Here is a 25,559-nt window from a genome sequence, read left to right on the forward strand (position 1 = left end):
TTGCCCACACGTTTGAGAAAGCCTGCGAGGTATTCGTCGAAAGTCTGTAACAGCAGGCGGCAGTCGTCCCCCATACCCAGAAAGGCGTTACGGACTTTTTCGGCCGTAACATACGAATCCCGGTCGCAGAGACGCTGGTACTGCTTGCCGATATTGGTCTTGATATTCTCCAGATTCTCGTTGATGCGCTGCGATTCGAGGCTTCTGCCTGCGGCTTTGTTCGCTTTGGCATCCCAGAGAGAAGAACGGACGGTGAGTTTGCAGCTGAACTGCGACATCGTACCGTTGATCGTGATACGACCCATGACGGGAACCTGACCCGATTTTTCGGACTGCCGTTTCACATAGAAAAGGACTTTGAAAGTGCTGCGTTGCATAATAACTTGAACTTTGAGGATTGGTTAAACGTAATGTCAAGTTATTTGGTATGCGGTAATTCGATGCAACGAACTGAAAACGAATGTTTTGATGCAAATCAAAGCATTTCGGGCAGGTAACGGATAAGTAACGAAACTCACCGTTAAACCTGCCCGAATTTACAATTTTATTGCTCGGTGCACCTGCAGAACAGAGAATTAAATACTTGCAAACAAGATATTTACTCTTTCCTGCGCTTCTCTTTACCTACAAATACCGAACCATGAAACATCCGCTACTTCTACTGCTGATCTGCTGCGGGCTTTGCACCGCAGTTTCCGCCCGTCCGATCCGGGGAACCGTCAAATGCGGCGGCAGACCGCTCGCCGGCGTCGCCGTGACGGACGGCTACACCTTCGCGCAAAGCGACGCGCAGGGGGCGTTCGCCCTCGATGCCGACGACGAGGCGTTATTCATCAGCGTCGTGACCCCGGCGGGGTACATCGCACCGCTGAAAGAGGGCGTCCCGCAGTTTTTCCTCCCCTACACCCCTTCGGCCAAACGCTTCGACTTCGAGCTGCAGGCGTGGCCCGGAACCGCGGCATGTTACGAACTGCTGGCCATCGCCGACCCGCAACCCAAGACCGACGAGCATTTCGAACGGCTCCGCACCGAGATAATCCCGCCGCTGCAGGCTGCAACAGCCGCGAAAAAGGCGCAGGGAGTAGATCAGGCCGTCATTCTGCTGGGCGACATCGTATGGGACTCGCCGCAGTTGTTCGCCAAAATCAGGGAGCAGTTCGCATCGCTCGGAATCCCCGTTTACGGCGTGATCGGCAACCACGACCACGACCTGAACAAATTCACCGACCGCGAAGCCACCGAAAACTACCGTTCGCATTTCGGCCCCACGTATTACGCCTTCGACATGGGCCGCACCCACTACGTCGTTCTCGATGACATCGTCTACCACGGCGCCCGCAAATACGACGAGCAGATAGACTCGATGCAGCTGCGCTGGGCGGCGGCCTACGCCGAACGTCTGCCGGCGGGTTCGCGCGTCTGCTTCGCGATGCACGCTCCGGCCATGAAGTCGTGGCGCGACGAACGCCGCGTCATGGAGTCGGCCGAAACCCTGATGGACGCCTTTGCGGGCCATGAAATCCATTTCATATCGGGACATACGCACATCAACTCGAATTTCGACATCCGCGAAGGCGCGATGGAACACAACGTGGCGCAGATATGCGGCAACCTCTGGCGGGACCCGATCAACCGCGACGGCACGCCCAAAGGCTGGCAGCTTTTCCGCGAATGCGGCGGGGATTTCGCGTGGACCTACCAAAGTCTGGAGATGCCCGAAGCCCGGCAGCTGCGCGTATGGGGTCCCGGCACGGCAGAGGACTACCCCGCTTCGGTGATCGCCAAGGTATGGAACTGGGATTCCTACTGGACGGTCGTATGGTATGAGGACGGCCGCTACCGCGGCTCCATGCAGCGGATCTGGTGCAACGATCCCGACTACATCGCCAACATCGACTCGCTGAAGGCCGCCGGGAAAACGGTATCCAAGTCGCAGCGGCCGCGCACGACGCACTTCTACTTCAAGGCCCGCCCTTCGGCATCGGCCCGCGAGATCGAAGTCGTCGCCACCGACCGTTCCGGCCGCCGCTACTCGGAGCGCATAACGCTCCCGACAAAGGAATAGGACAAAAGACAGACAGGCCGCCGCAGACAGACAAGGCGGACGGCAAACAGACACGCAGACAAGGCGCTGCGGACAGACAAACCTGACACAGACAAAGGCAGACGCAGACAAATAAGGCTGACGGTAAACAAAGACCTATGCAGGCAGATAAGGCGGACGGCAAACAGATACACAGACCGCCGCTGCGAATGCGGCCGCCTGAGAACGAAAAAAACGGAGAGTCGTACAACTCTCCGTTTTTCATGTATCTGCATCGCTGCCGATCAGTTGATATTCCGCCGGTCGGGTTCGTGGTCCGGCGAAGCGGCTTCCATCTCGATCTGCAGTTTGACCATATTGACGGCCGTGGCGGCGGCTTCGTCGCCCTTGTTGCCGTGACGGCCTCCGCAGCGGTCCAAAGCCTGCTGCATGTCGTTCACGGTCAGCACACCGAAGGCGATGGGCATGTTCCACTGGATTTGCAGCTGCGTGATGCCCTGCGTAACGCCCTGACAGATAAAGTCGAAATGACGGGTATCTCCCTGAATGACGCAGCCCAGCGCGATCACGGCGTCCACGTCGGTATATTCGGCGAAGAACTGCGCGCCGAGGGCCAGTTCGAACGTCCCCGGAACATACTTGATCTGGATGTTCAGGTCGGGACATCCGGCGGCGCGGAGCGTCCGCACGGCGCCTTCGAGCAGAGCTTCGGTGACCTCGCGGTTCCACTCGGCCACGACGATTCCGAACCGCATGTCCGCGGCCGAAGGCAGGGGTGAGTCGAATTTGGAAAGGTTGTGATTCTTGGTCGCCATAGTCCCGGTTATTTCACGCTGCCGAGGAGCTTCTCCGCCTCACGCGCATCCGTCGATGCGGGATAGGAGGTCAGAATCTGCTCGTAAAATGCGGCTGCCTTTTCGTTGTTGCCCTGAGCCTGCTCGGCCAGACCCGCCTTGCGCAGGTACATCGGTGCCGTCAGGTTGTTGTCGGCGGCCTTGACGGCCTGCTCGTAGAATTTCACCGCCTTGGCGTAGTTCTGCTGCTCGACGGCGATGTCGCCCTGCAGGCCCAGATTCTGGGCGTTGATGAGCGCTCCGGGGATGCCCTTGACCGGCGAGTATTTCGCCAGATATTTGGCGGCGTTCTCCAGATCGCCCGTCTTCAGGTAGCAGATACCCGCATAGTGCTTGGCGAGGTTGCCCGAAGGAGTCGAACCGTACTCTTCGATCACGTCGAGGAAGCCGGCACCGTTGGCGTCGCCTTCGAGTGCGAGCTGATAATCCGGATTCTGCTCCTCAAAACGGTACTGAGCCTCGGCGATCCGCTCGGCGGCTTTGGTGGCGCGAGGGGCTACGATCAGTGCGCGGTATCCGAAAATAAGGGCTGCAAGAACCAGCAATCCCAGAAAAATATACGCCATGTTACGGCCGTTTTTCTCGAAGAAAAGCTCAGTTCTGTTCATTGCTTCGCCGAGGGTCTCCTGCTCGGCTACATGCTGCTTTGCCATATGAAAAATATCTTGTTTTAGTTAAATTTCGGTATGTTAGTTTGCAAAGATACAAAACTATTCAGAATGTGCAATGCGCTGTCCGCTTTTTTTGTATCTTTACAAAAAACAGACGGCGCCCCGCACGGGCGGCGCTTCGGCAAATCGCAAACAAGTTTGCATTTGCACTCACCTTGCATTATCTTTGGGCTATGTTTCTGAAGAAAATATCGCTGCTGAATTTCAAAAATATCGAACAGGCGGAGCTTGCCCTCTGCCGGGGCGTCAACTGTCTGGTAGGCGACAACGGAGCCGGCAAGACCAACGTCATCGACGCGGTCTACTACCTGTCGATGTGCAAGTCGTCGCTGCCCATGACCGACGGGCAGAGCATCCGCCACGGCGCCGACTTCTTCCTCGCCGAAGGGCAGTATCTCACCGACGGGGGAAAGAGCGAAAACATCGTGTGCTCCTTCTCGCGCAAAGGCGGCAAAGTGCTCAAACGCAACGGCAAGGAGTACGAACGGCTCTCGGACCACGTGGGGCTTGTTCCTGCCGTGATCGTATCGCCGGCGGACAGCGCCCTGATCAGCGACGCCTCGGACGAACGGCGCCGCTACCTCAACGCCTTCATCTCGCAGCTGGACCGGAGCTATCTGACCGCCGTGATGCGCTACAACGCCGTGCTGGCCGAGCGCAACCGGCTGCTCAAGAACATGCCCGACGAGACGATGCTGCAGATTTACGACATGCAGCTCGTCGAACAGGGCGAGCGGATTCACGCCCGGAGGCGGGAGTTCGCCGAGCGGCTGCAACCCGTGGCGGCGGAGTATTACCGCATACTTTCGGGCGACCGCGAGCAGGTCGAACTGCACTACAAATCGGAACTGAACGACCGTCCGTTCGGTGAGATTCTCCTCGCCGCGCGGCAGAAGGATCTGGCCAACGAGTTCACCACGTCGGGCATTCACCGCGACGATCTGGTGCTCAGGATCGGCGGCTACCCCTTGCGCAAATACGGCTCGCAGGGCCAGCAGAAGTCGTTCCTGATCGCCCTGAAACTGGCCCAGTACACGATAGTCGCGCAGGAGAAAGGCGAGAAGCCGATCCTGCTGCTCGACGACCTGTTCGACAAGCTCGACGCGGGGCGCGTGGAACAGCTCATACGGCTGGTGTCGGAAGATTCGTTCGGGCAGATCGTCATTACGGACTGCAACCCCACCCGTCTGCGCCGGATTCTGGACAAGGCCGGCGGGGCGTACTCCCTCTTCACGGTCGAAAACGGCGGCATCGGGCAGGAGACCGCAACGGCCGGAGCGCCGGCTTGCGGCGGGCAGCTTCCGGCCGAAGAGAGCACGAAGGAAGCAGCGGACCGAACGCGGCATGCCGGGCCGCAGGAGGCTGGGTCTGCGGAAGGAATCCGGACGGCAGCGGTGCAAGGCGAAGTTTCGGAGGATTTACGCAACGCGGCGTCCGCAGGCGAAAAATCCGGCGGACAGGACGCCTGCGTGACAGATACGGCAGACAAAACATCCGACGGAAAAGAGGGAGCGCGATGAGACGGACCAAGACGATGCTGATGGGCGACCTGCTGGAAGAGTTTTTCAAACGCCCCTATGTCGCGGCCAAAGTCGCCGAAGGAAAGCTGCCCGACACATGGCGCGCCGTCGTGGGCGACCGCGCCGCAGACTTCACCACGGAACTGAAGCTGGAAAACCACATTCTCTATGCCCGCATCCAGTCGAGCGTGCTTCGTTCGGAACTCTTCTACCAGCGCGAAGCGCTCAAGGAGGAGCTGAACCGGCGTTCCGGCGTCCGGATCGTCAATGCGGTGATTATCAGGTAGATTTCCGGTACGGAAGGAACGGAAGATACGGGAGGTACGAGAGATTCGGGAAATACCGGAGCAACGGCAAATAAGAGAGATAAGAACACGGCAGGCACGGAAAATACAGGAGATACGACAAAAATACGGACACACGAAAAGGCTGGGGCTAGGGCTGAGACTGAGACAGACTGAGACAGACTGAGACAGACTGAGACAGACTGAGACAGACTGAGACAGACTGAAACAGACTGACTGCCTGAGAAACACGGAAAATGCCGGGGCATACTTTCCGCCCCGCTCCGGATCACACAAAAAAAAGATGCGCCTGTAAAGGCGCATCCTTTTTTTTTATCCGGCCGGGCCGACCGGGCGAACCGGTCATTCCGTCCCGCGGGGATTACTGGATAATCGCGGCGCGGTTGGCGGCCTGAACCTTCTTGAAGGGATCGGGGGAGTTGCCCTTGCCCTCGTAATTCAACTGCTTGGGATTCACGCCCTTCGATACGAGGAAGTCGTAAACCCGCTTGGCGCGGTGCTCGGCGACGCGCTTGTTGCCGGCAGCGGTACCCGTCTGCTGGTCGGCGTGACCCACGATCTGGTAAACGGCATCCTTCGAGCCGCTCTTGATCTGCTCGGCAATCAGCTCCAGACGCGTCTTCTCCTGCGGCGTCAGCACCGACATGCTGTAATCGAAGAGAATGATCGAAGTGTCGGCCAAAGCGGCTTCGTCGGCGGCGACAACCGTTGCGACGGCAGCAGCTGCCGCGGCATCGGCGGCGGCGTTCTGAGCGGCGGCAGCCTGCGCCTGAGCGGCGGCGAGCTGCTGAGCCAGCTGGGCGTTCTCAAGCTCGGCGGCTTCGACAGCGGCCATGCTTGCGGCAACGGCGTCTTGGAACGCCTGAATGTCGGCAGCCGTATAGCCCGCTACGCCGCGCTGCCAGCCGCGCTTGTTAAAGCGGTAGGTGAAGCCCGCAGTAGCGCTGAAGCCGAACAGGTAGGAACCGTCCGTCTTCGCGGGGCATACGCGCGAAGGCGCCAGCATGCCTTTCAGCTCGATATTGAAGTCGAACGAACGTGACAAGCGGAATTTGTTGAGCAGACCGTAAGAGAATGCGAAAGCCTGATGCGTGCCGGTCATATTGTCCTCTTGGCTCTTGTCCGTGAAGTTCGTAGCCAGATAACCGAAGCCTACGAACGGCACCAGATAATAGGCCCGGTCGTCGCGGTAACCGCCCGCCCAGTTCGAGAAGTTAAGCATAAAGTCGGAATGCACGAAGAGGTAAGGCCACTTGAGTTTGCCCAGATCGGCGTCATAGTTGGCAAACTGACCGCCCTGCAGCTGCAGACGCATACCTACTACAGGATGCACCCATTTTACAAGCGAAAAGTTCGCTTCGAATCCGAGACGTTTTCCGAAAGACCCCGAATTGGAGCCGTTCGTCAGGGCAGTGCCTACACCGCCGCCCAGCGACATCTCCCAGTTATCCCAAAATCCATTGGACACAAAACCTGCAAAGCTCGGTTTTTTGGGCGTCTCCTGCGCCCATGCCGTCGTCGCGAATGCCACGACCGCAAGAATTAGAATAAGTTTTTTCATAGCTAACATTAGTTATTCCCAGTTGTAAAATTATAAATTAATTTTTCAAAATCCATTCATCGACAGCATGAAACGCAAAAACAGAGCCGAAAGCGACTAAAAAAGGCCGAAAACATACGTTTCCAGCCTTTTAATCTCAATATCAAATCTTTTCAGATCAGCCGCATTTCGAATAACCGCACGACATACAGGTCAGACAGCCGTTCTGGTAGGCCATATTCTCCTGTCCGCAGCTCGGACATTTGCCTTTCGACTTGGTGCCGTCCACGATATATTGCTTCAGCGCACGGCAGACGCCCGTCTTCCATGTGTTGATCGACTCGCTGTCCAGATGGAGCGACTCGATGAGCGAAACGGTCTTCTCGATCGGCATGCCGTGGCGCAATACGCCCGAAATGAGTTTGGCGTAGTTCCAGAACTCTTCGTCGAACAGACGCGAGATGCCGCCGATGGTATTCGTATAACCGTAACGGTCGGTATACTGGAAGTCGTAACGCTTGGTGCCGTCGTCCTCGCGGACCTTGATGATGAAGCCCTTGTTGATCTTGCGGGGAATATACATGGCGTCCTCCTCGATCTTACCCGTGAAGACCTCGTAGGGACGTCCGTCCTGAAGTCCCACGAAGGCGATCCAGTCCTCGGTGCCGTTCTTGAACCGCACGATGTCGGCAGGAATCGACTTGGGACGCTTCGCCACTTCGCCGGGATGCCCCTCGCACTTCTTTTTCTTGTTCTTGGAGGCCTTGTCGAGCAGCACACCGTCGCGGCAGCCGTCGCGGTAAACCGTAACGCCCTTGCAGCCGCACTCCCAAGCCGTGCGGTACACGTCGGCGACGAGCGCTTCGGAGACATTGTTCGGCAGGTTCACCGTCACCGAGATCGAATGGTCCACCCATTTCTGGATCGCACCCTGCATCTTGACTTTCGCAACCCAGTCGATGTCATTGGCCGTGGCGCCGTGGTAGGGCGAAGCCGCCACCCACTCGTTCAGCTCGGCATCCGAGATGGTCTCCAGTTTCGACGTATCGTATCCGTTCGCGTCCAGCCACTTGACGAAATTGTGGTGGTAGACGTTGTACTCCTGAAACTTTTCGCCCGTTTCGTCCTCGTAATCGACGTGCGTGTCATGGTCCGAAGGGTTGATCTTGCGGCGACGCTTGTAGACCGTACGGAACACCGGTTCGATGCCCGACGTGGTCTGCGACATGAGCGACGTGGTGCCCGTCGGGGCGATGGTCAGCATGGCGATATTGCGGCGGCCGTTCTTCTCCATTTCGGCATACAGCTCCGGATCGGCCTCGCGGATGCGGGCGATCATCGGGTTGTTCTTCTCCTTCGAAGCGTCGTAGATCGGGAACGCTCCGCGCTGGGCGGCCATCCGGACCGAAGCGCGGTAGGCTTCGACGGCCAGCGTCTTCTGCACCTCGACGGCGAAAGCGATCGCCTCGTCCGAGCCGTAAAGCAGCCCCAGCGCCGCGAGCATATCGCCCTCGGCCGTGATGCCGAGACCCGTGCGGCGGCCCTTCTGCGCCATGGTGCGGATCTTCTTCCACAACTCCAGCTCCACGCGGCGGACCTCCTCGTCTTCGGGGTCGGCGGCGATCTTGGCGATGATCTGCTCGACCTTCTCCAGTTCGAGGTCGATGATGTCGTCCATCATGCGCATGGCCTTGCCGACATGCGCCTTGAACCTGTCGAAATTGAACTTCGCCTCCTTGGTGAAGGGGTTGTCCACATAGCTCAGCAGGTTCATCGCCAGCAGGCGGCACGAATCGTAGGGGCAGAGCGGAATCTCGCCGCAGGGGTTGGTCGAAACCGTCACGAAGCCCTCGTCGGCATAGCAGTCGGGCACGCTCTCGCGGATGATCGTATCCCAGAACAGCACGCCCGGCTCGGCCGACTTCCATGCGTTGTGGATGATTTTATCCCAGAGTTTCTTGGCGTCGATGTCCTGCTCGTATTTGGGATGGTCCGACTTGATCGGGAACTGCTGGTGGTACTTCTTGCCTGCGATCGCTGCGCGCATGAATTCGTCATCGATCTTGATCGAGACGTTGGCGCCCGTGACCTTGCCCGTATCGACCTTGGCGTCGATGAAACGCTCGGCGTCGGGATGCTTGATCGACAGCGAGAGCATCAGCGCTCCGCGGCGGCCGTCCTGCGCCACTTCGCGCGTCGAGTTGGAATAGCGCTCCATGAACGGAACGATACCCGTGGAGGTGAGGGCCGAGTTCAGCACGGGGCTGCCCGTGGGACGGATGTGTGAAAGGTCGTGCCCCACGCCGCCGCGGCGCTTCATCAGCTGCACCTGCTCCTCGTCCATGCGGAAAATGCCGCCGTACGAGTCGGCCGGGTTCTTATGGCCGATCACGAAGCAGTTCGAGAGCGAGGCCACCTGAAAGTTGTTGCCGATACCCGTCATCGGGCCGCCCTGCGGAATCACGTACCGGAAATGGTCGAGCAGCTCGAACACCTCCTCCTTGCTCATCGGATCGGGATACTTGCGTTCGATGCGCTCGATCTCGGCGGCGATACGCTCGTGCATCTGCTTGGGCGACGTTTCGTAAATATTGCCGAAAGAGTCCTTGAGGGCGTACTTGCTGACCCACACCGTTGCGGCGAGGTCGTCCCCTTCGAAATACTTTTTCGACTCGGCGACCGCATCGTTGTATTCGACTTTCTGCGGCGCCACGGGTTTTGCGGCTTTTGACATGACTATATTACTTTATTTCAGAATTTTAGCGTCGGAACGGACAAAGTCCGGTTTTACAAAAATGACTCTTTTATATGGAAAAAACCAGCGACGCACACCAATTTTATCCACAAGTTATTTACAAAAGGTGTAAAAGATGCGCCCCGCATACGTGAGACGCATTTATCGGCCGGCGGAAACCCGCGGCGCCGGTTTCGGCGTGCGGACCGCGGCCCAGAAAAGCACCGGCTACTTCACCGCCACGGCGTCGATCTCGACCAGCGCGCCCATCGGAAGCGCCGCCACCTGATAGCACACGCGGGCGGGCATCCGCTCGGTAAAGAACCGGGCGTAAACGGCGTTCATCGCGGCGAAATCGCCGATGTTCTGCAGCAGGACGGTGGTCTTGACCACGTCGCCGAGCGTATAGCCGCCCTCTTCGAGGATGTGGCGCAGGTTCGTAAGCGACCGGTGCGTCTGGGCTTCGACGCCTTCGTCCATTTTACTGGTGGCGCCGTCGATCGGAAGCTGGCCCGAAACATAGAGCGCGCCGCCGGCTTCGACGGCCTGCGAGTAGGGTCCCACGGCTTTGGGCGCATGGGGCGATGCGATAATCTTCTTCATAACGGGTATTTTTCAAATTTTACACAAAGGTACGATTTATTCCCTATATTTGCACAACACATATATAATAATATACTATGAAGATTTTGCTGAAAATCGCGGCCCTCGCCGCCGTTGCGGCCCTCGCCGCAGGGTGCTGCAGCTGCCGTTCCTACCAGAAGAAAAACCGCAGGCCGCTCGTCGGCACCGAATGGCAGCTCATTCAGCTGGGCGGCAAGGCCGTCAAACCCGAAGAGGGCAAATTCACGCTTACGTTTCTGGCCGAAGAGAACCGCATCGCGGGCATCGGCGCCTGCAACCGCATCATGGGGAGGTACGAAGCGACCGAGAAGGGCGCGCTGAAGATCGGGCCGCTGGCATCGACGATGATGGTATGCCCCGGCATGGAGCAGGAGGACGCGTTCACCAAGGCGCTCGAATCGACGACGCACTACGATATGGACGGACCGATGCTGCTCCTGCTGAGCGACGGCGAACTGCGGGCCGTATTTCAGGCGAAGCCCTGAGACGAAGCACGGGCGCAGCCTGACGACAGAAAAAGGGAGGACTTTCGGAAAGTCCTTCCCTTTTTCATACGGCTCGCCGCCTCTATTTCAGGTGCGGATTCAGGCTGCGCCATTCCTCCACGGGCGGGATGATACCCATCGAAATCACCTCGTCGCGCAGTTTGCAGAGGTGTTCGTAGCTGGCGGCGAGGGTCTTGTTCTCCTCGGCCGTGCCCTGCACGTTCTTGTAGCTGACGCCCTCCTTGGTGATCTGGGTCTCCATCGCCATCAGGATATGCTTGAACTCATCGTTGTGCACGAATACGCCGGCCGGATAGCCGAACGGCTTGCCGCCCATGGCCGCAGCGATCATGCAGATCGACAGGTAGGCCGGGCTTTGGAACGACGAGCGGCCGCGCAGGTCGATGATATGCTTGCCGCCCTGAATCACACGCTGCTGCAGGTCGTGCCAGTCGCCTTCGGGCATTTCATGGCCGATCAGCTCCGAAAGGGGACGTCCGGCGACGAGCGTCGTCGAGGCGAAGACGGCCATCTGCTCGCCGTGGCCGCCGTAGGTGCGGCAGTTGCGGATTTCGTCGGGCGAAATCTTGAAATACTTGGCCAGCTCCGAACGCAGGCGCGTGCTGTCCAGCGCGGCAAGGGTCGAAAGCTGCGAGGGACGGATGCCCGCATAGATCAGCGTTACCAGTCCCGTGATGTCGGCGGGATTGAAAACCACGACCACATGCTTCACACCGGGGCAGTAGGTCTTGATGTCCTTGCCCAGCTGCGCGGCGATCTCGGTATTGCCTTTCAGCAGGTCTTCGCGCGTCATGCCCGCCTTGCGCGCCGCGCCGCCCGACGAAACGACATACGAAGCGTCCGTAAGAGCCTCCCTGATATCGCTCGTCCAAGTGATGTTCACCCCTTCGAACGCGCAGTGATAAAGCTCCTCGGCCACGCCTTCGAGCGCGGGAGCGTACGGGTCATACAGGCAGATGTTCGGCGTAAGGCGCATCATCAGCGCCGTCTGGGCCATGTTCGAGCCGATCATACCGGCCGCGCCCACGATCGTGAGTTTGTCGTTTGTCAGAAATTCCATAACTGAAACTATTTTAAATTGGGTACGATCCCGTACCCGGGTCTTATTTGCTGAAGCGGAACGTAAATTCGTTCTTCGCGTCGCGCATCCAAGCGAACTGCCGCGTAGTGGGCGAAATGGCGAACAGGGGCGAGAAAGTCGTCGCCTTCACCGTCACGCCGTCGGGCATAAACTCCAGAATGCGTATCCAGCCGTCGCCGCCGTTACCCTCGTAACCGCCGCCCATCGACTGCGCGTCGAAGAGCATCTGGTGTACGTCTTTTCCGGCGCTGTTTCTGTCGGTGCGGAACCCGCTTCCCGAAATGTGGCCGCAGACCACCAGTTCGATGTTGGAAGCCGGGCGGACCAGTTTCTGCCAGAGCTCCTCGCCGTTGCTGGCGTCGGGAAGCGGCAGTCCCTTGATCTTCACGATCCTGCCGTTGCGCACCAGCGGCTCGTAGCTCGTCACCTTGCAGGGACCGGACAGCCGCTGGTCCTTGGCATCGAGGTAAGCGTGGGTCATCAGCACGATCCGGTGATCGGCGTACTCCTCCAGCCCCGCCACCTGCTGCGCCCACTTCATCACCGTATCGCGGGGCGCGAACTCCATATTCAGGAAAAGGTAGTCCTTGCCGTCGGGGGCCTTCAGTTCGAAGGCGCAGTTCTCGACGGCGGGATTCTCGTCCGAATCGAGTCCGAACTGACAGATCGCCGCCGCGTTGAGCGGGTTGCGGCCGATCGGGAAATATTCGTTCAGGTGCGTGCGCCGCGCGCCGCTGCGGGTATAGGTGTAGTCGTGGTTGCCGGTGGCGACCAGATAGGGCACGCGGCCGTCCAGCACGTCGAACGCATCGGCCATGCCCTGCCATTGGCGCACCGAGGTCAGATCGCCTGAAAAACCGTTGCCGATGCGGTCGTTCTGCTCGACCACGTCGCCCACGCAGAGCACCATCCGAACGTTCAGCCGCTCGATGTTGTCGGCGATCCACGCCGTCATCAGGCGGGCGATGGGCTGGCTGGCTTCGTTCTTGGCATATCCCTGCAGGTCGGGGATCACCACGACGCTCCACGATTCGGGATTCTCCAGCGCGGGTTGCCGGTATTCCTCCTGCGCCGCAGCGGGCAGGCTCCACAACATGGCGGCCAACGCCGCGAGGGTCATTATTCCTCTTTTCATTTTTCGTACCGTTTATTTATCGGGCCGCGAATCATTCGACTTCGCGGCGGTTCCGCAAAGCATGCGTGATGGTCAGCTCGTCGACGTATTCCAGCTCGTCGCCGAAGCCGATGCCGCGGGCGATCGAGGTGACTTTCACGCCGGGGAACTGCCGCAGGCGGTTCATCAGGTAGAAGAGCGTCGTCTCGCCCTCGACCGAAGTCGAAATGGCGAGGATCACCTCCTTCACGCCGCCGCGGGCGATGCGTTCGGTCAGCAGGTCGATCTTCAGATCCGAAGGCGAAATGCCCTGCATCGGCGAAATGACCCCGCCCAGCACGTGGTAGAGCCCCTTGTACTGGTGGGTATTCTCGATCGAGAGCACGTCGGCGACCTGCTCCACGACGCAGATCGTGGTCCGGTCGCGCTCGTCGTCCAGACAGATCGGGCACACCTCCTCGTCCGAAAGGTTGTTGCACTCGGCGCAGTATTTCACGTCATTGCGGAAACGGTCGATGCTCTCCGTCATTTCGGCCACCGACTCCCGCTCCATGCGCAGGATGTGGATGGCGAGGCGCAGCGCCGTACGGCGCCCCACGCCCGGAAGCTTCGACAACTCGCCGACGACGTCCTGTAGTAATTTAGACATTCAGATCGTTTCGATTTTGCGGCACTCCAGCCACCCTTTCTTGCCGTCGGCGATCACCACTTCGCACCAGTCGTCGAGCCGGTTCGTGATCGTCACGACCGTGCCTTCGTGCAGCACGAAAAGGTCGGTGGACGACTTGTCGGGCGAACTCTTGACCGCCGTAGAAGCGGTCATGACCACGGCCGAAGTGTCGTCGAGCATCTCGCGGCGTTCGCCCAGCGCGAACCACGTCGTCAGCATGCACAACAGCACGGCGACGACGGTGCCGTAGAACCCGGCCTTGCGCAGCGAAAGCCGCTGGGCCAGCAGGTAGACCAGAAACAGCGCCAGCGCGCAGGCCAGCAGCACCAGCGAAAGGACGCTCCACGCCGTACAGCTCATCGTGTGGCGGGCTTCGCGCATCCACGTCACGAAGAAGAATTCGGGGATGTCCTCGATGTTGTCCTTCGTGCGGGCTTCGGCGACGCTCAGGTTGTGGCGGATGTCGTCGTTGCCGGGCGCCAGCCGCAGCGCCCGTTTGTAATAGAGGATGGCCTTGCCAATGCGGTCCTCCTTGAAGTAGGCATTGGCGAGGTTATAGTAGAGTTTCACGGAGCTTACCCCGCGGGAAAGAATCTCTTCGTAGACTTCGGCGGCCGAATGGAAATTGCCGTTGATATAGGCCGTGTTGGCCATGTCCCACAACTGTTCGGTCGTGGGCCGGGGCGCGGACTCGCTCTGCTCCGCCGCCGGCTGCGCAAGGCTGTCGGCAGGCTCCTGCGCATAGGATGCCAGACACCCCAGCAGCAGGACGAGACAAACTGAAATTCGTTTTTTCATAGCTGTTCCTATCGTTTTATCATCGCTTCGATCCGCGAAATGATATCGACGCCCTCGCCGTAGACCTCGGTCATCCGGGCCGATGCGGCCGGCGAATACTGCGCCTCGTCGCACTTGGTGATGATGGCCGTGAAACGCTGCGACTCTTCGGACGAGACGCCCCGTTTGTGCAGCTCCTCGCGGACGTTCTCTTTCGTGAGGTTGGCGACCGGAATGTTGAACTTGTCGCTCATGTAGCCCCACAACGCGCGGAGCATCTCCTCGTAGAACGCATGGCGGTTCTGCTCCTCCATGTAGCGTTTGGCGGCGCGGAAACGCTGCACGGCGACCTTGTTGGCGCGCTTGCCCCGCAGCAGGGCCACGTTCTGCGACTCGCGGATCTGCCGGCGCAGCGCGACGTAGACCATTGCGAAGAGGATCAGGATGCCGAAGAACAGCACCCAGTAGGCCGCGCTGAAGAGGAACGGTTCGCGGACCGAACGCAGCTGCGGACTGCCCAGCTTGATGAAGCGGATATCCTGTCCGAGCAGCTTGACCTCCTCCTTCGACATGCCGCGGCCCTGCACCACGAGAGCGTCGCCGCCGCCCTTGGCGTCGGGCGTGATCTCCAGCTCCAGCGCCTTCGACTTCAGCGTCATGTACTGCATGCGCGACGGGTCGAAATAGCTGAATTCGACGGGTTCCACCTCGTACGTGCCTTCGGCGCGCGCGATGAAGGGATATTCGAACTGGCGGTAGCCGGAGATGCCGGCCGCCGAGGTGTTGATCGACTCGGTGGTCTTGACGTTATACTGCTCGAACGAAGCGGGGAGCGTCAGTTTGGGGGCCTGCACGAACGTAAGGTTGCCCGTGCCGGAGATCTTCACCGTATAGGTCGCCGCGGAGTTGGCGGCCAGCCGCTCCTGCGGAAGCACGGCGTCCATCGTGAAACTGCCCACGGCGCCGCTGAAGCTGGCGGGAGCGCCCGCTGGCAGCGGCTTGACGGCGATGTTGATGCGCGGACTCTGCACCTTGCGGGGCACGTTGACGAAGTCGGGACCGCCCCCGAAGAAGGGATCCACGTTGCGGCGTCCCGGCACCACGACCTGCGCCACGGCCGTCAGTTCGGCCGGCTCGATCACGAGCGTCCCGGCCTGCTGCGGGTAGAGCAGGTACTCCTTGGCCACGAGCGTCTCATAGACCTTGCCGTTGAAGGTCTCGCGCTGGCGCCGGGCATTGTCGGTATTGAGCTCCTGCGCCCAGAATCCGTTGAACGACGGGAATTTCACGTCGTTGTATCCCACGACCGGCACCCGCTCGTACAGCTTGAACGTCACGCGCAGCGGCTCGCCCTTGTAGACCGAGGTCCGCGACACGACGGCGCGCAGCAGAATGTCGTCCTTGGCGATCTGGTTCTGCGCCGTAACGTCCGGCGAGGAGTCCTCGCGCGGCCGGGACTGCGTGCCGCCGGCGCCGGGGGACTTGCCCTCGTTCACGATCTCGATCGGCAGGGCGTTGGAACGGTAGACGGTGCCGTCCACCGTGACTTCGGCAGCCCCGACGGTGACGTTGCCCGCAGCCTGCGGAAGCAGGACGTAGGTGATCGTGTAATTGATGCTTTTGGTCATCGCTCCGTTGACGATCTGGATCGACTGGCCCGACGACTCGGCCGGGCCGGCGATCACGTCGAATCCGTCGAACGAAGGCGCCTTGAACGTCCCCTTGTCGGGATAGGCGTTGAGCGCGAACTCCACGCGGAACGCTTCGCCGACGGCGACCGTCAGCGGAGAGCTGGCCTCAAAAGTGACCTTCTCGGCAGCCGATGCCGAGAAGATCGCCAGCGCGAAGAGCGCCGTCAGGGATATTTTCGCAATGAAATCTCTCATTGAGCCTTACAATAAAATCTTTCTTCAGATTTTACAACGTAAACTTTTGCCCGTTAGTATATCTCCGGGCCGTTTTTTAATGTTTGAAATCGGCAAAAAAGTCGTTGCCCTTGTCGTCGACGATGATGAACGCCGGGAAGTTCTCGACGTAGATCTTGCGGACAGCCTCCATGCCCAGTTCGGGGAAGTCCACGACCTCGACCGACTTGATCGAGTTCTTGGCCAGAATAGCCGCCGGGCCGCCGATCGAACCGAGGTAGAAACCGCCGTGCTTGCGGCAGGCGTCGGTGACCTGCTGCGAGCGATTGCCCTTGGCCACCATCACCAGCGAACCGCCGTGCGACTGGAACAGATCCACGTAGGGGTCCATGCGTCCGGCCGTCGTGGGGCCGAACGAGCCCGAAGCCATGCCCTCCGGCGTCTTGGCCGGACCCGCGTAGTACACCGGGTGCTTCTTGAAGTATTCGGGCATGGGCTTGCCCTCGTCGAGCATCTGCTTGATGCGGGCGTGGGCGATGTCGCGCGCCACGATCAGCGTGCCCTTCAGGTTCAGGCGCGTCTTGATCGGATATTTGGTAAGGATTTCGCGGACCTTGTCCATGCCTTCGTCGAGGTCGATGTCCACGGCGGGCGACATGGCGGGCGCCTCGGCGGGCAGGAAGCGGGCGGGGTTCTTCTCCAGCGCTTCGAGGAAGATGCCGTCGGGCGTGATCTTGGCCTTGATGTTACGGTCCGCCGAGCAGCTGACGCCGATGGCCACGGGGCACGAAGCCGCATGGCGCGGGGCGCGGATCACGCGCACGTCGTGTACGAGGTACTTGCCGCCGAACTGCGCGCCGACGCCGCTCTCCTGACAGATCCTGAGCACCTTCTCCTCCCATTCGAGGTCGCGGAAGCAGCGGCCTCCCTCGTTGCCCGAAGTGGGCAGCTCGTCGAGGTAGCCGGCCGAGGCCTTCTTCACGGTCGAAAGGCACATTTCGGCCGACGTGCCGCCGATGCAGATCGCGAGGTGGTAGGGCGGGCAGGCCGACGTGCCGAGGTCGAAGATATGCTGTTTGATGAATTTCGTGAGCGACTCCTCGTTCAGCAGCGCCTTGGTCTGCTGGTAGAGGAAGGTTTTGTTGGCCGAGCCGCCGCCCTTGGTGATGAAGAGGAATTCGTATTCCATGCCCGGACGGCCGCCGTAGATGTCGATCTGGGCCGGCAGGTTGGTGCCCGAATTCTTCTCGTCGGTCATCGTGAAGGGCACGACCTGCGAATAGCGCAGGTTGCGCTCCTTGTAGGTTTCGTAAACGCCTTTCGAGATGCACGCGGCGTCGTCGGCGCCCGTGTAGACGTCCTCGCCCTTATGGCCGATGCAGATGGCCGTGCCGGTATCCTGACAGGTCGGCAGCTCGCCCTCGGCCGCAACGACCTGATTCAGCAGCATGGTGTAGGCCACGAACTTGTCGTTGTCGGTAGCTTCGGGATCTTCGAGGATGTTGCGCAGCTTCTGCAGGTGCGAGGCGCGCAGATAGAACGACACGTCGCCGTAGGCGGCCTTCGACAGCAGTTCGAGACCCGCGGGGTCCACCTTCAGGATTTTACGTCCGTCGCACTCGACGACCTTCACGTAATCCTTCGTCAAAAGACGGTACTCGGTTTTGTCCTCCCCCACGGGGAACGGCTCCTGATAAATAAAGTCAGCCATAATGGTAGTTTGTTTATGTTTGTAGTATCAATATCCTTGCAATCCTTGCAGTCCGCCCCGACGCTTCGGCCGCCGCGGGGCGCGGAAGCCCGTCCGCGATTCGGGAATCCCCCGGAGCTAAAGCCATGCAAAAATACAAAAAACAATCCGGATTGCGCAACAATTTCCGGCCGTCTGTTATTTTTTTCACAAAAAGGCGAATAAAATAGCCCGAACAGGCGCAATTAATTAGAATATTTATTAAATTTGTGCGGTTTTTCGAGAGAAACAATTCACTGCATAAATTAAATTACTATGGTATCCTACAAAGATTTGGGTCTTGTGAACACCCGTGAGATGTTCGCAAAGGCCATCAAGGGCGGTTATGCCATCCCGGCATTCAACTTCAACAACATGGAGCAGATGCAGGCCATCATTCAGGCTTGCGTGGAGGCTTCGTCGCCGGTAATTCTTCAGGTGTCGTCGGGCGCGCGCAAGTACGCCAACCAGACCCTGCTCCGCTACATGGCTCAGGGCGCCGTCGAATATGCCAAGGAGCTGGGCAAGAACATTCCGATCGTTCTGCACCTCGACCACGGCAACTCGTTCGAGCTTTGCAAGAGCTGCATCGACATGGGCTTCTCGTCGGTGATGATCGACGGTTCGCACCTCCCCTATGAGGAGAACGTGGCGCTCACCAAGCAGGTGGTCGACTACGCACACCAGTTCGACGTGACGGTAGAAGGCGAGCTGGGCGTACTGGCCGGTGTGGAGGACGAGGTTTCGGCCGAGCACCACACCTACACCGATCCCAAGGACGTCGTGGATTTCGTATCCAAGACCGGCGTAGATTCGCTGGCCATCTCGATCGGCACCTCGCACGGCGCCAACAAGTTCAAGCCCGAACAGTGCACCCGCAACGCCGAGGGCATCCTCGTTCCGCCCGAACTGCGTTTCGACATTCTGGCCGAGATCGAGAAGGAGCTTCCGGGCTTCCCCATCGTGCTGCACGGATCGTCGTCGGTTCCGCAGGAGTACGTGAAGATCATCAACACGCACGGCGGTGCGCTGAAGGATGCCGTAGGCATTCCCGAAGAGCAGCTCCGCAAGGCTGCCAAGAGCGCCGTCTGCAAGATCAACATCGACTCGGACGGCCGTCTGGCGATGACCGCAGCCATCCGCAAGATCTTCGTAGACCAGCCCGCCGAGTTCGACCCCCGCAAATATCTGGGTCCGGCCCGCGACGAGCTGAAGAAACTCTACATGCACAAGTGCGAGAGCGTGCTGGGTTCGGCCGGCAAGGCTTAATCCGCAACATTCCGACAAAGAAACCCGGTCTTTCGAGACCGGGTTTCTTTCGTTTCCGGCATGCGTTGCCGGAAAACGGCAGCTCCGGAGAAAAGAGTCGCAAGGGCGCGGAATTCCGGACGCAAAGCGACGCGGAGACATCGGATATACCCCGGTCCGGGCGGGACCGGACAGAGTCATCGGACTAAATAACAAGTACTTAACAGCAACGCCCCACACCCGATTTGACCCCCGGCTTTGTTTTGACAAGAAAGGGGGTATTTCTATTTTTGCTGCCGAGCGGCACTATGCCGATGCCGGACCAATCACAATCAAATCAGGTTAATTATGGAGAGAATAGAAAAAACCTTGCTGCTGCCGCTGCTGGCGGCCGCAGTACTGTCTTCCGCGTCCTGTTCCGACGACAAGGAGAAGGAGCCGCCCGTGCGGGCCGTAAATTATACCATCGAGTTCTCGACCGTCTCGCAGGCGGTTTACCTCGGAGACAAATACCAAACCGGAGAGGGCAATTACCGTCTGACATTGACCAATGCGGACGGAGACGTGCTGGAGGCGGATCTGACGAGCGTCAAAGCCCCCAAACCCTCCGCCGCGATGCCCGAAGCGGGCGTTTACACGGCGGCGGAGACCCGCCGGGCGGGAACGTTCGCGCCGGAGGCATCCTCGTGGGAAACCGTCAAAAGCGGCGTCGAGGTCCGGAGCGCGAATCAGGCCGGGCAGAAAACGAAGTTCGCGATCCGTGCGGGCAGCATGACGCTCGCGCCCGCGGCATCGGGCGACGGGACCTTCACCCTGTCGGGAGAGGTGACCGACGGAGACAAAACCACCCTCTCGTTCTCGTGGAGCGGCGCGCTGGCCTTCGCAAACGAATCCGGGGAGGAAGACCCGGTCGTGTACGAACGGCTGTCGATGGTCTTCGGCGACTACTATCCCGACGACTACGGCATTGCGGCCGACACTTACATGCTCCGCGGCGGCAACGAAAGGGTCGAACTGCATTCGCAGCTCCGCAGCGTGCCGGCCGCCGATCCAGCGGCGCCGCTGCCCAGCGACGGCAAATACACGATCGACCTGCGCTCGGAAGCGGGAAAATACGCCAACGAAACCTTCACGTTCCGCTCAGGCTACATCTCCCAGAGCGGCCGGGCCGCCGGCACCTACTGGAAAACAGACGAAGCCACCTACGTCGCCACGTCGGGATCGTTCACCGTCTCGACTGTCGGCGAAAGCTGGAAGATAGAGGGAACGCTCCGCGACGACGGGGCCGAAGAGACGTTTTCGTTCACCTACACCGGAAAACCCGGATTCAAAAACTAATCCCCAAATACGTTACGACCTATGCAGATCTTCAGAAAATCACTGCTCCTGACCGCCGCGCTGGCCCTGACGGCCTTCGCCGCATGCAGCAACGACGACAATGAAAACGGCGGAGACGGCAAAGAGACCGATCCCGATTACCTCGCACTCCCCCACGCCTACGGCACCTATTACCACACCTACTGGGGCGACGCGGCCGGCGACTACTATCTGGTGCTGACCGACGCAGACCTCGATCAGGCCGATGCCGCGCCCTACAAGTACCGGCTCGACATCGACTTCCTGAGCGTACTGGCGACCGATCCGAAAAGCGCGCGTCCGCTGGACGGCGAATACACCATCGGCAAATCCACCGACAACAAGGCAGGCGTATTCATCGAGGGATTTCTCGGAACCGATTCCTTCGGCATGCCGGCTCTGTTCGGCACCTATTGGAACGAGCCTGACGAAGAGGAGGGTTCCACAACGCCCCACGCCATCGTCGGCGGAAAGATGCGAATCAAGACCGACAACGGCATCACCACGATCAAGGCGGAGTTCATCGACGAAGACGACAGCACGCTGCGCGTCAGCTACCGCGGAGCGCTCGAATTCGAAAACCGCATAAACGACTCTTACCGCGGCGACTCGAAACTGAATGCCGACTATGCGATGAACGCCGACGCGCCGGTGGTTTCGATCAAGAAGATCACGGACGAATGTACGGCCCGGTACGACCGCTGGGACCTGCACTTCTACGAAAAGGAGTGCTACGCGACGCAGGGCGCGACGGGTTACTACCTCTGGTTCAGGCTGAAAACGGCTCCGGGGCAGGAATACATTCCGTCGGGCACCTACAAAGCGACCTCGGACGACACGCCCGGCTTCCTGCCCGGCACACGGGAAGAGCTCGGCGGCGGAAATCTCCGGGCCGTGAACACGTGGTTCTACAGCGGCCGCACGCCCCATGCCCCGATGACCAACGGTTCGCTGACCCTGAAAACGTCGAACGGAACGGACTACGAAGTGTCGTTCTCGACGGGCGACGACCACCCGATGCCCTATCTGGTGACGGGATCGTTCTCCGGAACGGTGAAAAAGCTCGCCTCCAATTAGGCGCCCCGGATAGGCGGATTTTCGCGGCCGCCCCTCTTCCCGGCACTTCCGGGAACGGTCCGCAAATCCGGAAGATGTCAAGGCCGGAACTTCAGAGAAGTTCCGGCCTTGGGGTTTCATGCGGGGCGCACCGTTGTCAGGACCGCAGCCGATTTCGGGTTCGGCACCGTTTTCAGAGCTGCGGTCCCTTTGAGGGCTGCACCGTTGTCAGGCCAGCACTGTTATCGGGACCGCAGCCGTTGTCGGATCGGCGGACCGGTCTCCTGCGACCGATCGGAGTCCATGCGGTCCGAGGCGGTTACGGCTCCAGCACGGACCGGGCGGCCGCGGAATCAGCGGACGTATTTTCCGACGAACGCCCGGACGACGGCGGTGTATTCCTCCCTGTTGTCCCGGTAGGAGTAGGCGTGTCCGGCTCCGGGAACGAGCCACAGCTCCTTTTCGCCCGGCTTGGCTTCATAGAGCGGATAGACCATCCACGTAGGCACGTAATCGTCGGCGTCGCCGTGGATGAAGAGCATCGGAAGTTCGCACTTGGCCACCTGCGCCAGCGCCGAAGCCTCGCGGAAATTCCAGCCGTATTTTAGATCACAGAGCCAGCTCGCAGTGTACATCAGCGGGAATGCGGGAAGTCCGAACGAGGTTTTCAGCTCGTTCGAGAACTCGTCCCAGACGCTCGTGTAGCCGCAGTCCTCGACAAAACACTTCACATAGGGGCGCTGCGACTCGCCCGCAACCATCATCGTCGTGGCGGCGCCCATCGAGATACCGTGAACGACCATCTGCGTATTGCCGCCGAAGAGGGTGTCGGCGACCTCCATCCAGCGCAGCACATCCAGCCGGTCGAGCCAGCCCATGCGGATCGCCCGGCCTTCGCTCCGCCCGTGGTAGTGCAGGTCGGGCAGCAGCACGTTGTAACGCAGGTCGTGATTATAGAGGTAGCCGATCATCAGCATCCGCACGGCGCAGTCGGTATATCCATGGACGATGACGGCCGTGCGGTCGGTCGGTTCGGGAGCCGCGGCGTAGAGCGCATGGAGCCGCACGCCCTGCGGATCGACGATCACCGTATCGCGCAACGCTCCGGCCCGTTCGAGGCTGTCCGTCCACGGACGCAGGAAAGGATACTCGGCGTACATATATTCATAGGCCGTCGCATTTTTCGCCCGCATCGTCTCTTCAGGGCGCAGCGAGAAGCCGAGCATGTAGAAACTCCCGCCGATAACAGCAGCTATCAGCAACAGCACAAAAAGGGCTATGATCCGTAAAATCCGTCTCGTCGTCATAACTTTCGGTTACAGGTCCGCACTCCCGGAGAGCGGCGCGCCGTCCCAACTCGAAGAGGTCCCGGAGACACGGGGTATCTCAGGGCGCCGCTGCGCCGACTCATTCGGCCGCCAGTTTCGTCCGGATGTGCGCCAGCATGTCGTCGGTCATGCGCGAAAGGTCCCATTCGGGTTTCCAGCCCCACTCCTCGCGGGCGCAGGTGTCGTCCAGCGAATTGGGCCAGCTCTCGGCGATCTCCTTCTTGACGGGATCGACGTCGTAATCCATCGTGAAATCGGGCAGACGCTTCCTGATCTCGGCGCAGATGATCTCCGGCGTGAAGCTCATCGAGGCGATGTTGAAGCTGTTGCGGTGAACGAGTTTCGCGGGATCGGCCTCCATCAGTTCGACGCAGGCGCGCAGCGCGTCGGGCATGTAGATCATGTCCATATAGACGTCCGGCGGCACGGGGCAGGTGAACCGCCCGGAGCGGATGGCCTCGTAGTAGATCTCGACCGCATAGTCGGTCGTGCCGCCGCCGGGCAGCGTGACGTTCGAAATAATGCCCGGAAAACGCACCGAGCGGGTATCGACGCCGTATTTGTGGTGGTAGTAGTTGCCCAGCATTTCGCCCGTGACCTTGCAGATGCCGTAGATCGTCGTGGGCTGCATGATGGTATCCTGCGGGGTCCGGTCCTTGGGCGAGGTGGGGCCGAAGGCGCCGATCGAGCTGGGCGTGAAGAGCGCGCAGTGGTGCTGGCGGGCCACTTCGAGCGAGTTGTTCAGCGCACCCATGTTGACGTTCCACGCCATCTGGGGATTGCGCTCGCCAACGGCCGAGAGCAGCGCCACGAGGTTGAAGATCGAGTCGATATGGTAACGGGCGACCACCGAGGCCATGGCCGTAGCGTCGAGGGCGTTGAGCACTTCGAAAGGCCCCGCTTCGCCGAGAGCCTTGCATTCGCGCATGTCGGTGGCGACGACGTTGCGGTCGCCGTAGATTTTGCGCAGGTAAACCGTCAGCTCGGAACCTATCTGGCCTCCGGCGCCTATTATCAGTATACGTTTCATGGGTTTAGAGTTATAATTCAAAAGTAAAGATAGAAAATAATTGTGAAAACCGCACAAATTTTTGGTCTTTTCATTTTTCTTATGTACTTTTGCACCACTCGAATGAGAAATGTTGCTGTTGTAGCTCAGTGGTAGAGCACTTCCTTGGTAAGGAAGAGGTCACGAGTTCAATCCTCGTCAACAGCTCGCAAAGCAAGGATTACGTGACACGTAATCCTTTTTTCATTTCAGCGGAAAGGCCTGAAGGCCGTCAGGGAACAGGCGGAGCGGACGGCAGCGGTCCGCCGGCTGCGGAGATGCCCAATGCGAAAGATGCAGGCCGGGAGGGGGCGTTGGCTGCCGAGACGCCAAATGCGGAGATGCACGCTGGGGTGGGCAGGCTGCCGAGATGCCAAATGCGGAGACGCACGCTGGGGTCCGCCGGCCGCCGAGACGCCGCGTCCCATGCGGAAGTCTCCGGAAGGGGCGGTCACTTCAGGCAGACGAAAAGCGACAAAACAAACAATCCGAAGCCCGATTGCCACCCAATCAGCCAATACTGCGCCCAAAATGGACTATCCAAACCGATCGTTTGCCGTAACTTTGCCGTGTAAATGAATACGGACATGAAAATTACGGTCAATCCCGGCATGGAACACCTGCGGCAGTTCGTCCGGCAGCTTCCGGAGCTTTTCCCGGTGTCGGGCGAAGTGCTTCATGACGGCCGCAATCAGATACGCGCCTTCGACATCGGAGGCGAACGGCTCGTGGTCAAGCGTTACAAACGGCCCAGCGCGTTCAATGCCGTCATGTACTCGTTTTTCCGCAAGAGCAAGGCCCGCCGCGCCTACGAACACGCCCTGCGCCTGCGCGAGCTGGAAATCGACACGCCCGAACCCGTCGCATGGAGCGAATACCGCCGCAGCGGGCTGATAACGGAGACCTATTTCGTATCCCGCCGGTCGGACTTCACACCGCTCACGGCGGCTACGGAACGGTTCCCGACCTCCGATTCGCTGCCCGTGCTCGCAGCATTCGCCCGTTTCACCGTCCGGCTGCACGAAAAAGGGATCTGCCACGAGGATTTCAATCAGACCAACATCCTCTGGCGGCACGACGAAGCAACGGGACGCTACGATTTCCAGCTGATCGACATAAACCGCATGAAATTCCTCCGGCGGCCGCTACGCCCCGACGAGTGCATGATCAACCTGCGGCGGCTGAGCTGCCCGGCCGTGGCGTTTCTATACATCCTCGACCGCTACGCCGAAACGCGGCAGTGGGATATGGACGACACGCTGCTGCGGGGCACGTTTTTCAGGCTTCTGTTCGGACGCCGCCAGCAGTTCAAGAAGCGTTTCAAAGCACGCAAACTGGCCGCGGCAGGCAAAAAACAGGGCTGAAAATTTGGATTCCGGGAATATTTCACTACATTTGCCAGAGGTTAATCCACCAAGGAGACAATGAGACTTTACGGTTTTGCATATTATTTCTTTTACTTTTTCTTTTATAGCAAGGGAAGAAGCGG

Annotated in this window: 22 protein-coding genes and 1 tRNA gene; 9 read left to right on the forward strand and 14 right to left on the reverse strand. The window is 59.7% G+C overall.

The window, feature by feature from the left end:
* On the reverse strand, window positions 1-377 hold a 377-nt coding region (locus ACESTR_RS09250), incomplete at its 3' end, for an Arm DNA-binding domain-containing protein (RefSeq protein ID WP_373179156.1).
* A 263-nt stretch (window positions 378-640) separates the two neighbouring features.
* Between ACESTR_RS09250 and ACESTR_RS09255 the strand changes: the two genes are divergently transcribed.
* On the forward strand, window positions 641-2,065 hold the full coding sequence (locus tag ACESTR_RS09255; protein WP_279183145.1) for a calcineurin-like phosphoesterase family protein: 1,425 nt from the start codon (window positions 641-643) through the stop codon (window positions 2,063-2,065).
* 263 nt (window positions 2,066-2,328) lie between these two features.
* Here the strand turns inward: ACESTR_RS09255 and ribH are convergent, their stop codons facing one another.
* Together ribH and ACESTR_RS09265 are read right to left on the reverse strand one after the other, a co-directional pair.
* Window positions 2,329-2,859 (reverse strand): 6,7-dimethyl-8-ribityllumazine synthase, encoded by a 531-nt coding sequence (ribH, locus tag ACESTR_RS09260; protein WP_009596738.1) that lies wholly within the window; start codon window positions 2,857-2,859, stop codon window positions 2,329-2,331.
* An 8-nt stretch (window positions 2,860-2,867) separates the two neighbouring features.
* Complete coding sequence (locus ACESTR_RS09265) at window positions 2,868-3,551, reverse strand: tetratricopeptide repeat protein (protein WP_009596731.1); 684 nt, start codon at window positions 3,549-3,551, stop codon at window positions 2,868-2,870.
* 191 nt (window positions 3,552-3,742) lie between these two features.
* Here ACESTR_RS09265 and recF point away from each other — a divergent pair, with 191 nt between their 5' ends.
* Entirely contained in the window at window positions 3,743-5,089 is a 1,347-nt protein-coding gene (recF, locus tag ACESTR_RS09270; protein ID WP_014775114.1) for a DNA replication/repair protein RecF, read from the forward strand.
* Window positions 5,090-5,103: 14 nt separating this feature from the next.
* Window positions 5,104-5,376 carry a DUF721 domain-containing protein gene (locus ACESTR_RS09275; protein WP_039939733.1) on the forward strand — a complete coding sequence of 91 codons (273 nt, stop codon included), beginning with the start codon at window positions 5,104-5,106 and terminating at the stop codon, window positions 5,374-5,376.
* A 379-nt stretch (window positions 5,377-5,755) separates the two neighbouring features.
* Here ACESTR_RS09275 and ACESTR_RS09280 read toward each other — a convergent pair whose 3' ends face one another.
* The 3 genes from ACESTR_RS09280 to ACESTR_RS09290 all read right to left on the reverse strand — a co-directional run bounded on the left by ACESTR_RS09280 (window position 5,756) and on the right by ACESTR_RS09290 (window position 10,271).
* Window positions 5,756-6,955, reverse strand: a complete 1,200-nt coding sequence (locus tag ACESTR_RS09280; RefSeq protein WP_014775115.1) for an OmpA family protein — start codon at window positions 6,953-6,955, stop codon at window positions 5,756-5,758.
* A 157-nt stretch (window positions 6,956-7,112) separates the two neighbouring features.
* Window positions 7,113-9,668, reverse strand: a complete 2,556-nt coding sequence (locus ACESTR_RS09285) for an adenosylcobalamin-dependent ribonucleoside-diphosphate reductase (RefSeq protein WP_009596732.1) — start codon at window positions 9,666-9,668, stop codon at window positions 7,113-7,115.
* A gap of 228 nt (window positions 9,669-9,896) precedes the next feature.
* Window positions 9,897-10,271, reverse strand: a complete 375-nt coding sequence (locus tag ACESTR_RS09290) for a RidA family protein (RefSeq protein WP_014775117.1) — start codon at window positions 10,269-10,271, stop codon at window positions 9,897-9,899.
* 77 nt (window positions 10,272-10,348) lie between these two features.
* On the opposite strand from ACESTR_RS09290, the gene ACESTR_RS09295 reads away from it, so the two are divergent.
* Window positions 10,349-10,777: an META domain-containing protein gene (locus ACESTR_RS09295; protein ID WP_014775118.1), complete on the forward strand. Its 429-nt coding sequence runs from the start codon at window positions 10,349-10,351 to the stop codon at window positions 10,775-10,777.
* Between the two features lie 82 nt (window positions 10,778-10,859).
* On the opposite strand, the gene ACESTR_RS09300 is transcribed toward ACESTR_RS09295, so the two are convergent.
* From ACESTR_RS09300 to ACESTR_RS09325, 6 genes are all read right to left on the reverse strand, one after another.
* Entirely contained in the window at window positions 10,860-11,858 is a 999-nt protein-coding gene (locus ACESTR_RS09300) for a malate dehydrogenase (RefSeq protein WP_195289681.1), read from the reverse strand.
* Window positions 11,859-11,901: 43 nt separating this feature from the next.
* Window positions 11,902-13,014, reverse strand: coding sequence for a metallophosphoesterase (locus ACESTR_RS09305; RefSeq protein WP_278433924.1), 1,113 nt, complete (start codon window positions 13,012-13,014; stop codon window positions 11,902-11,904).
* 31 nt (window positions 13,015-13,045) lie between these two features.
* Window positions 13,046-13,642 carry a recombination mediator RecR gene (gene recR, locus ACESTR_RS09310; RefSeq protein WP_009596722.1) on the reverse strand — a complete coding sequence of 199 codons (597 nt, stop codon included), beginning with the start codon at window positions 13,640-13,642 and terminating at the stop codon, window positions 13,046-13,048.
* The gene (locus tag ACESTR_RS09315; protein WP_195289679.1) at window positions 13,643-14,461 is read right to left on the reverse strand and encodes a tetratricopeptide repeat protein; all 819 of its coding nucleotides are present in this window, start codon (window positions 14,459-14,461) and stop codon (window positions 13,643-13,645) included.
* A gap of 8 nt (window positions 14,462-14,469) precedes the next feature.
* The gene (locus ACESTR_RS09320; protein WP_009596752.1) at window positions 14,470-16,326 is read right to left on the reverse strand and encodes a BatD family protein; all 1,857 of its coding nucleotides are present in this window, start codon (window positions 16,324-16,326) and stop codon (window positions 14,470-14,472) included.
* 76 nt (window positions 16,327-16,402) lie between these two features.
* Entirely contained in the window at window positions 16,403-18,016 is a 1,614-nt protein-coding gene (locus ACESTR_RS09325) for a fumarate hydratase (protein ID WP_373179163.1), read from the reverse strand.
* Between the two features lie 294 nt (window positions 18,017-18,310).
* Here ACESTR_RS09325 and ACESTR_RS09330 point away from each other — a divergent pair, with 294 nt between their 5' ends.
* The 3 genes from ACESTR_RS09330 to ACESTR_RS09340 all read left to right on the forward strand — a co-directional run bounded on the left by ACESTR_RS09330 (window position 18,311) and on the right by ACESTR_RS09340 (window position 21,715).
* Window positions 18,311-19,303, forward strand: coding sequence for a class II fructose-bisphosphate aldolase (locus ACESTR_RS09330; protein WP_009596759.1), 993 nt, complete (start codon window positions 18,311-18,313; stop codon window positions 19,301-19,303).
* A gap of 327 nt (window positions 19,304-19,630) precedes the next feature.
* Complete coding sequence (locus ACESTR_RS09335) at window positions 19,631-20,620, forward strand: hypothetical protein (protein WP_130062948.1); 990 nt, start codon at window positions 19,631-19,633, stop codon at window positions 20,618-20,620.
* 21 nt (window positions 20,621-20,641) lie between these two features.
* The gene (locus ACESTR_RS09340; protein ID WP_014775123.1) at window positions 20,642-21,715 is read left to right on the forward strand and encodes a hypothetical protein; all 1,074 of its coding nucleotides are present in this window, start codon (window positions 20,642-20,644) and stop codon (window positions 21,713-21,715) included.
* A gap of 332 nt (window positions 21,716-22,047) precedes the next feature.
* Here ACESTR_RS09340 and ACESTR_RS09345 read toward each other — a convergent pair whose 3' ends face one another.
* Window positions 22,048-23,001 carry an alpha/beta hydrolase gene (locus ACESTR_RS09345; RefSeq protein ID WP_373179166.1) on the reverse strand — a complete coding sequence of 318 codons (954 nt, stop codon included), beginning with the start codon at window positions 22,999-23,001 and terminating at the stop codon, window positions 22,048-22,050.
* A gap of 100 nt (window positions 23,002-23,101) precedes the next feature.
* The gene (locus ACESTR_RS09350; protein ID WP_014775125.1) at window positions 23,102-24,052 is read right to left on the reverse strand and encodes an NAD-dependent epimerase/dehydratase family protein; all 951 of its coding nucleotides are present in this window, start codon (window positions 24,050-24,052) and stop codon (window positions 23,102-23,104) included.
* A 114-nt stretch (window positions 24,053-24,166) separates the two neighbouring features.
* Here ACESTR_RS09350 and ACESTR_RS09355 point away from each other — a divergent pair.
* Together ACESTR_RS09355 and ACESTR_RS09360 are read left to right on the forward strand one after the other, a co-directional pair.
* Window positions 24,167-24,238: transfer RNA gene (locus ACESTR_RS09355), tRNA-Thr, on the forward strand.
* A gap of 419 nt (window positions 24,239-24,657) precedes the next feature.
* Window positions 24,658-25,434 carry a lipopolysaccharide kinase InaA family protein gene (locus tag ACESTR_RS09360; RefSeq protein ID WP_278433923.1) on the forward strand — a complete coding sequence of 259 codons (777 nt, stop codon included), beginning with the start codon at window positions 24,658-24,660 and terminating at the stop codon, window positions 25,432-25,434.
* Window positions 25,435-25,559 lie beyond the last annotated feature (125 nt).

This window comes from Alistipes sp. DJF_B185 (genome assembly GCF_964250025.1).
Taxonomy (GTDB): Bacteria; Bacteroidota; Bacteroidia; order Bacteroidales; family Rikenellaceae; genus Alistipes; species Alistipes finegoldii.